This is a genomic window from Paraburkholderia sp. BR14320, assembly GCF_040948665.1.
In the GTDB taxonomy this organism is placed as follows: domain Bacteria; phylum Pseudomonadota; class Gammaproteobacteria; order Burkholderiales; family Burkholderiaceae; genus Paraburkholderia; species Paraburkholderia youngii.
Window position 1 is genome coordinate 1 of sequence record NZ_JBFPKG010000100.1, and the last position, 8,882, is coordinate 8,882.

Consider the following 8,882-nt stretch of genomic DNA (forward strand, 5'->3'; position numbering starts at 1 on the left):
ACACCGATGGCGCGATAAACGCGTACGCCACGCCCAGGGCGAGCACGCTGCCGGCGATTCCACCGACCAGCCAGCGGTTGGCCATCAGTACGTCGAAATAACGTGAAAGACTGACATCGTTATTGCGCACCACGGCAGCATTCGTAAGGAGAGAGTTCTGATTCATCGAAACCCCAGGGCGGGTGTACGAAAAGGATGGAAGCTGGATTCAAGATGCAGGCGATGCGGCGTTGCCAATTCTCGCTTTCTGTCACGGGACGGCAACATTTTGAATGCTGACGCTGCGTGCGTCAGTTCGGTGTGCAACGCAATTTTGCGATGTTCCTCCGCTTTGCGCGCCACCAACTTCAGAATAATCGTCTTACCGTATAAACATAAAGACTGCGTAATTCTTCGCTGAACCCCTGTTTCCCCGCAGTAGATCCAGCTCTGGAAAAATAGCGCATACGGCGCACTAACGAGTATCCCAGACTATCTGAAGGCTGTCATTATCTCTGTACGCTAACGCACATCGCTTTTGTGGCTGCAACGTCAGAATCCCATTCAATGCCGTTAGCTTGGGATGCATATGAAACAATTGATGCGTGAGATTTTCACACGCGCGCTCCTTTTCAGTGGAACCCCCGCCGCGATTCGCGCCTTGCTTTGGCGAGATCGCACCGCGATTCTGCTCTATCACGATCCATCACCCGCCACGCTCGAGGCTCATTTCGAGTACCTGAAAGACAAGGTCGAGTTCGTGCCCTTGTCGCAGGCAAATTCGCGTGGTAGTGGTCGCCCGCGCGTAGCCGTCACGTTTGATGACGGCCATATTGGCAATGCGAAGTTGCTGCCCGTATTTATTAAGTACGGTGTGTACCCGACCATTTACATTTGCAGCAGCATCGTGGCGCAAGATCGTACTCACTGGTTCCTACATCCTGTCGCGAAGGATGCAGGTGTGAAGCGGCTCATCCGCATGAAAAACCGGGAGCGCCTGGCTGAACTGGACGCGCGAGGCTTTCATCAGGACTTGCTTGACGCATCGGCGACGATTAGTGGCCTCAGCGCCGCCCATATAGAAGAGATGCGCCCTTATGTCGACTTCCAGTCGCACACGCGCTATCACCCTACACTGACCTTCTGTGAAGATGAAGAATGCTTTGAAGAGCTCGCGCTTTCAAAATTGGAGGTAGAACGGATCGTCGGTAAGCCATGCGAGCATTTCGCGTATCCCTATGGCATTTTTGGCCCGCGCGAAGTCGAACTACTGAAGGCCGCCGGCTACAAGAGCGCACGCACGACCGACGTCGGCTGGAACGACGAAGGAAGCGATCCGTTCCGGCTCAAGGCGTTCGACATTGACGATCACTCTTCCGTAGCGTGGTTCGCCGCGCAGCTTACAGGCCTGACGTTGGCACCGCGCTATCTACGACTGGGACGCGTCCGGCGCTTCGCTCAGCGCATCTTCAGCAGACCCCGTGTATTGAATCAGGCGTAAATAGCGCAGCGCCGCCGACCACCGCGCACGGACCGAATTGGGTCGAGGCGAGGCAATGTCGCCCGAGCGACGACGAGACAGACCGCGCTGTGGCGTAGGAAATTTGAGCACCGCGCGGCATTCGGCCAGGCAGCGAATCACCACGATAGGTTATTTGCGAATAAAACTGCTATCGCGGGCGATCCCGGCTTCGAGCAAGACAAGCGGTCAACGTTCGCTCACCTGCCAATTAAAGGCGGAAGTAAGCCGCCGGAGCACTAGTCGTACGGTCTTATTGTTCCTTATCTCTATGGTTAAAAAGGAAGGCGGCATGCGTAAAATCTTCATCACATCTCCCGGTAACGCCAATTATCCGGAAATTACTGCCTATCAAAACTATTTCAAATCCCGCGGCGTGGATGTGGTGGTTGGAACAATAAGCGAGTACCGTGCGCTCGAAAACAAGGCGGATTTCGTGTTGTGGGAAATCATGGGTTTTTATCCAAATCGGTTTGAATCCGACTTCGTCATCCACGACTACCGTTCTCTGTCCGTTGGGGGCTGGCCGGCGATAAAAGACGTCGCCAAGCGGTACCTCAATTGCCAGCCGAATCTGCGGATCTTTCAAAACAAACGCCAACAGGAGATCATGGGTTTCGGCCACGGTGTCCCCAGTGTCATCCTGCCTATGGGCGTGCCGAACTGGATCTTCGAGGTACAGGATGATGGCCAGACAGAAAAAAAGGCTGATTTCTGTTATATCGGCGAAATGAGCGTCGAGCGAGGCTTCGATCGCGTGCTGGAAGCGTTTATAAACAAGTTCCAGAAGCGCGACACCTCCCTCCTCCTCGTGGGAAAACCGGACCCGCGCATCTACGAAAGATTCTCGATTGCGAAAAATATCATTTTCACTGGGCCGTTGCCGCAGCGTGAGGCGCTGAAGCACGTGGCCGAATCCGAAGTTGCGGTGTGCTATTTCCCCTATCACCGGCCGCATTGCTATCAAACGCCGACCAAGCTGCTCGAGTATGCCGCGCTCGGCAAGAAAATCGTCTGCAACGACTCGCCGTCCAATATCAGATGCTGTGAAGAGATGGGCATCCACAGCGTGATCACGACGGCGAACATCTTTGATGGAATCGATGAGGACACCGCGCGCGGTGCGACAGTAAATCGCCGGACGGACTTTGCAGATCTCATTTGGGACCGGGTAATAGAGCAATCCAACGTCGCGGCGTTTCTGCCGAAGGATATCAAGCTAGCCAACGCTTGACCAATTCATTGGCGTACGACATTGCAACGATCGCGCGCCGACCTGTCTCGTGGTAGCGCAGAGCCGGCCGCCGCAGAGACCACACTTGAACGGTGACAATGACATGCAGATATTCATTCTTCACCCCGGCAAGGCGAACTATCCGGAGATAGACGCCTACACGAAGTACTTTATTGGAAATGGCTGTAAGGTAACGTCAGGAACGCTGGATGATTACAAAAAAGTCAAGAACCCGGAGGAATACATTCTCTGGTGCATCATGGGCTTCTACCCCAGGATTCCCCCCGCAAAATATGTGATCCACGACTATCGTTCGCTATCGGTCGGACGCAATAGTGCGCTAAAGGACACTATCAAGAAAACGTTGCAACCGCGGCCCAATCTTCGAATCTTTCAAAACGATTCGATGAGCGCAGTGATGGGTTTCCGCGACGGAGTGGATACTATTTTTCTGCCAATGGGCGTGCCAGACTGGATTTTCACCGCGGATGCTGACCGCAACCAGACGCTTCCGGCGGGCACGTATTGCTATCTGGGCGAGATAACGCGCGAACGCGGCTTTGACGGCTTCATCAGGGACTTCCTGGGCGCCAAGCGCGTGTCGGATACCCTCGTTCTGATTGGGCCTGTTGAAAAGGAAATATCCGACGCATATCTTCAATCGCCCGGCATCCTGTTCACCGGTCGTCTTCCGCAACGCGATGCCCTCGCGGTGGTTCGCAATTGCGAGATCGCTATCTCAACCATCCCTTACAAGCGTCCATACGACGTGCAGACGCCGACCAAGCTTTTGGAGTATGCCGCACTCGGCAAGAGAATCATCTGCAATGACTCGCCGTCGAATCTGAACGCCGCCGCCAAGTTTGGAATTCAATGCAAAATAACGGGCCCAGACGTATTCTCTAGCATCTCCAATTTCGATGGCGATATGGTGCCGAAAAACGATCCGTCTACACTGCTGCATTTGCGGTGGACGAATATAATCGCCGCCTCGGGCGTGGAACGTTATCTGGCGAGAATCTAAAAATTAAAATGGTTCGCGCGAAACTCGCACAAATCATTTCGATTATCAGCGCCCACGGGCGCTTTTTTACTCGCTCAGCACCGGACGGCCCTCGCGAATGCTTCGCAGTTGGGTCGAATAAAGCAGTTGGACGTTGTTGAAGAAGCGATCTTCGCTGAATCGGTTACGCGCCTCCTCCTGCGCCCGGCGCGACAAACCTTCACGGAATTTCTCGTCGGTTAGCATCTTCTGGATCAGCGATGTCGCTTGCGCAGCCGTCCGATAAAGGACGCCTGTCGAATTGTGCCGAATGGTATCCATATTGCCAGGACAATCTGACGCCACAACGGGTGTGCCGAGCGTCATTGCCTCAATCAAGGAGATGGGCATCCCCTCCCAGGACGCTGTCGACAAATAGATATCCGCTTGCACGACAGCCTGGATCACGTCAGCACGGGTAAGCCAACCGGTCACACGCACACCAGCGTCCTCGAGCGTCCTCCGAAGATCTGCGTCACCGTCGCCGATCCAGACGAACTCAGTGTCGTCCCGATCAAACGATCGTGCAATCTCCGCGAACAGATGCGGATTTTTTTGCACACGAATGCCGCCCACAGTCGCAATGATTCGCCGTCGTTTCGTCGACCCGTCTTTTTCAGCGCTTCTTAGACGAGTGTCGCTATGGACACCGACCGCCCGATCGATCGCATTCTCGACCAGTACTGCATCTCGCCGAAGATAGCGGCGGATTGCCGTGCATTCGCTCTCAGAGCAGCCGACATATGTGCAACTCTTCAAACATGCAAGCCACTCCAAGGCGGCGAAACAGTATCGCTTCAACCTGCCAATGTCCCGCCGTACAAACGAGATGCAATGCGGGCTATACAAAAACGCCGTTGATGGCAATGCAAACAAGGTCGACATTCGTCCCAGGAAGCCCGCGAACGACGAATGCATATGGATGATATCCGGGTTCAGTCGGATCAACTGCTGGCGCAACACAGACATGATGTGCGCCAATGATGGTCCTTTCATCTGCAGATGCTGCAGGACGACATCAGGGTGAAACATTGCGCGCAAGTTTTTCGGCGTCTCCTCGCGCTCCGAATAGATCACATAAACCTCGTGACCTTCCTTGGCGAGCCGCGTTGCAAGCGTGCTCACAACTGCAAGCGTTCCTGTGGCAGTCGATTCAATTACGTGGACCACTCTCATAACTTTTTCTCGTGGATTGCTCAGCAATAGCGGATCACCTCACCGATCGGTCACGGCGATCGGGACGACATGCGATCGATTTCCTATAGCGGAAAACCTCAGCCCGGCTCAGTAGGCGCCGTCTTTTGCGAACACCACTTTGACGGTTTTCAGAAGAATCGACATATCGAATGTCAGTGAGCGGTTCATTGCGTACCTAACGTCGAGCGAAACTCGCGTCGGATAGTCCACATCGTTTCGGCCGCTCACCTGCCATAGGCCCGTCATTCCCGGCTTCAGCGCCAGATAGTAACGAACATCACGGCCATATCTCACCAGTTCCTTTTGCACGATAGGGCGGGGGCCCACCAGGCTCATATCGCCGCGCAGCACGTTCCAGAGTTGCGGCAACTCATCGAGGCTCGTCTTGCGCAGAATGCGGCCAACCGGCGTCACCCGAATGTCGTTTTTAAGCTTGAAATCTCGGTCCCATTCCGCACGTGCCTGCGGATCTGTTGCGAGCAGTTTGGCAAGAACCTCATCGGAGTTCTTGACCATGGAGCGGAACTTAAGGCACTTGAAAGTACGTCCTCCCCGGCCAATTCTTGGATGACCATATACGGCGTTTCCGTGATCGCTCATGACGACCAGCGCAATGATCAGTAGAACCGGGGAGAGCAGTATCAGCAGAACTGACGCTCCGCAAACGTCCATTGCTCTCTTCACTGCGTCATCCCACCTTGCACCCAGGAGATTCTCGCCCGGCGGATTCGAGTCATCCGAGGCGACCTTTTTTGAATTCGCCTCAAGGCACGCCTCTTCCAGTTTCGGATCCGCGGCGGCGTTGGATTCGAACATGCTATCTCCTTAGTTCGGGAACTCGTGGGGAAGGTGCCGGCGTAGGCACCCTGCGCTTGCAAGACCGGTTTTGGTGTGGAAGCGAATCGTTTAGTGTGGCTAATTTCATTGATTCACTGATGACTTCACGTGCAGCGTAACATCCCAATTCTGGACCGAATGTTAGTAATAGCGCATAAAGACGCCATCGTACAGTTCGCTCGCGACACATCATCTTCAACAGGCGCAACCGACTGCGCTTTTATCAATCAGATCCGCAGAATTCGAATTGATGACTTCACCACTGATCGTTCTTATCTCTGCTCACCATTGATAAATATCATGACAAAGCGACCACATCAGACACATGCTTTTTATCAGACAGATCAACCTCGCTTTATAAAGCCTTCGATTTTCAATTGTCTAAAGAGATACGACTCTTTTCGCACCTAAGTTGACACTTATTGGCGCGTTCAATGAAGGTTAAAAATGAAGATTTGATGAAGAACAGCCTATTTTCCGGGCTATCGCGTCAAAGCCTACGCGACCACTCGTCGCTGCGCTTCCGATCCACAAAAGTATCCCGGCCCTACGCTAGACCCGATGTGCGTTCCCGCACACGGTCGATCATTGTGGACCTCGATACGATGACTTCGTTGATGCTGTGCTTGAAACGTCGACGCAATGTCTGATGCGCGTGTTTGACTATTCGTGCGACCAATGTCGGCTTCAACAATTGATGTTCATCTTCACACTTAACTTTCACGTTTTCGGACAAATTCTGGGTGTCAGCCCTTATAGTTAAGATATGAAATCAACTCTTATCTTGTTCGCCGCCTTGACACTTTTGTGTGGGCGGCCAATGTCGTCATTCGCGAAGGACGATCACGCCAAAACGACGGACATCACTACCGCCAATGCTCATCGGCTTGCGGCGCTGCAGCCGCCGCCCACCGGAAGCGGAAACGACCGTTTTGCAATGGACGTGAACTGCAATCTGTGGAGTGCGGATCAGATGGCACTGAGCGAATGCTCAAAGGACCTGGATCTGATTGCCGGTTTGGGCGTGGGTACGGTTCGCCTCGGTGTTTCGTGGGACTTCATGACGCTGGCCGACGGCAGCACGCTGGACCCCAATAAGGTGACCTTTCTGAAGGCGCTTCTCAACGCCGCGCGCACGCGCGGTATGAAGATTCTTTTCCTGGTGGGCATGTACGCGCCGTCTAGCGCATACCAATGCCAGGCCACCCAGAATCCGCCGAGCGCATCGTCGGCGCGACTCGACTTCTGCGACGCGGCGTTCACGAAGTATTTCGGCTCGCTGATGGACATCGCGCTGCCGTTTACGGCTGACATTGAACTGTTCAACGAAACCAACTGGTCGTTCTCCGCCTCGGACCCATCTTACGGTGATCCGCACGGTATCTCCGGCTACATTCTGAATCGCAGCAAGACGCTCTATTCGGAAGCCAAACAGATTCTGAACATGAAAAGGCAGTCCGGCTACAAAACGGTTCTGCACACTCAGGGGATCTCGTACTTCTACAACTCGACGTATCCGAATAACGGCTGGCAACCGCCGGCGGGCAACGAGCTGATCCAGGCGACCGACTACATCAAGGCAATGGGCAACAACTCGAAGAGCGCAGCCAGCCCATTGAATACCACGATCGATGTCGTCGACGTTCACCCGTACTTCAGCAGCGCCGATTACCACATGCTGATGCAGTCGTTCAACACGACCGTTTCGAATCTGGTTGCCAGTGGTTCCAAGCCGATATGGATTACGGAAACCAACAACGGTACGAGCCGCACGGACGCCGGGCAACTCGCAGCATTCAACCAGTTGAAAGTTTTGATGAACAACGGTTCGGTGGCGAAGGCGTTCTGGTATGTCGTGCGTAACGGCGATCCGAGCAACGGAGAAGGCGACGGCTACTCAATCTACGATTACAACCGTAACCTGATTTGTCCACAGCTTGCCGCCGCCATTCGAGCCTACACCGCGGCGATCCCGCGAGCGCAGCGATTCCTGTCGGCCCCCTACCTGGCGCCGGTCAAGTGAAACCGCCTATTGCGATCGATCAGTTGAACGCGAACGCCAACTCCGGCGTTTGCGTCATTTTTGTTGTTTTACCCTGCTCCAACGTGCTTGATAGTTTTGAAATGGGGAAGCAGCGGACATCCTCAATGACGGACGAATCATAAAAATCACAATGCGACTAATCATCCTCCTTTGATCCTCTCGCGCGCGCAACGCAAAGCGCACACGCAAAGACCCCAATCGCTACGCCGATCAGCAGGCAGGCGGCATGCGTCAAGAAAGTTATCATCTTCCACTCCCCTTACGATCACATCGAGATATTAAGAATTTGAACAGCACGATGTCATCGGTGACGTAGCTATGGGCTGGGATATTCCCTAGCGGCACCGGACAGTGCAATGAAGGCGACCTAAAGTCCGGCAGAGATTGACAAAAGCACAGTGCCCTGTTTGCGAATGAATACCGATCAAATAGCGAAACTCACTATAGCATGGGTTTAGCCCCTCTCTCGGCGCCAATCTCCAGAATGGCAATGGCCTCGTGGCCAACGCGCAGATTCAGTAAAGTATGACGCACAAAAGTGGTCGACACGGTAGGAGAACGCGAAGATGCCGGCATCGCGATAGGCGGAGATCATCAGCCATCGAAATGGCAGACACGTGGGCGACAAAGGAATTTGGCATGGTGACACTTACGACCAATTTCCCGTGTGAGACCTGAAGCCCGAACAGCTTAACAGGCTGCAGGAATCAACTTTCGAGCTGAGTCGAGGCAATGGCGGCCGGCACGACGTAAAGATCAGAAAGATGCAGCCATAGATGAGGACGCCGGCGCCCGTCTGCTCAGCTTTCGAAGGCGCCAACAGGCAGGTCTAGTGGCCGGCGAACTCAGTGAGCGGTAAGAAACCGGCCGTGGCCCTCGCGCCGCGAAGCTTAGTTTTTCTTTGTCTTTCCGCTGGCCGGCAATGCGTCGAGATAGGAAGCATTGCGATAGAGGCCGGCGCGCGCGCCCAGACTGTAACGATAGACGTCCGTATCGATCCCGTTGAAGATCACACCCTTCACCCGGGCAT

Annotated in this window: 5 protein-coding genes and 1 pseudogene; 4 read left to right on the forward strand and 2 right to left on the reverse strand. The window is 54.1% G+C overall.

Translation table 11 applies throughout. From position 1 onward, the window contains the following. Positions 1-568: 568 nt before the first annotated feature. From AB3X89_RS38125 to AB3X89_RS38135, 3 genes are all read left to right on the forward strand, one after another. Positions 569-1,480, forward strand: a complete 912-nt coding sequence (locus AB3X89_RS38125) for a polysaccharide deacetylase family protein (RefSeq protein ID WP_368587801.1) — start codon at positions 569-571, stop codon at positions 1,478-1,480. A 310-nt stretch (positions 1,481-1,790) separates the two neighbouring features. Next, positions 1,791-2,732, forward strand: a complete 942-nt coding sequence (locus AB3X89_RS38130; protein ID WP_368587802.1) for a glycosyltransferase — start codon at positions 1,791-1,793, stop codon at positions 2,730-2,732. A gap of 103 nt (positions 2,733-2,835) precedes the next feature. Then, positions 2,836-3,756, forward strand: coding sequence for a glycosyltransferase (locus AB3X89_RS38135; protein WP_368587803.1), 921 nt, complete (start codon positions 2,836-2,838; stop codon positions 3,754-3,756). 66 nt (positions 3,757-3,822) lie between these two features. On the opposite strand, the gene AB3X89_RS38140 is transcribed toward AB3X89_RS38135, so the two are convergent. Both AB3X89_RS38140 and AB3X89_RS38145 read right to left on the reverse strand, forming a co-directional pair. Beyond that, a complete protein-coding gene (locus AB3X89_RS38140) occupies positions 3,823-4,950 on the reverse strand; it encodes a glycosyltransferase (RefSeq protein WP_368587804.1) in 1,128 nt (375 codons plus the stop codon). Between the two features lie 108 nt (positions 4,951-5,058). After that, positions 5,059-5,655, reverse strand: a pseudogene (locus tag AB3X89_RS38145) (sugar transferase); the annotation flags it as partial. A gap of 919 nt (positions 5,656-6,574) precedes the next feature. Here AB3X89_RS38145 and AB3X89_RS38150 point away from each other — a divergent pair. Further along, positions 6,575-7,831: a glycosyl hydrolase gene (locus AB3X89_RS38150; RefSeq protein WP_368587805.1), complete on the forward strand. Its 1,257-nt coding sequence runs from the start codon at positions 6,575-6,577 to the stop codon at positions 7,829-7,831. Positions 7,832-8,882: the final 1,051 nt, after the last annotated feature.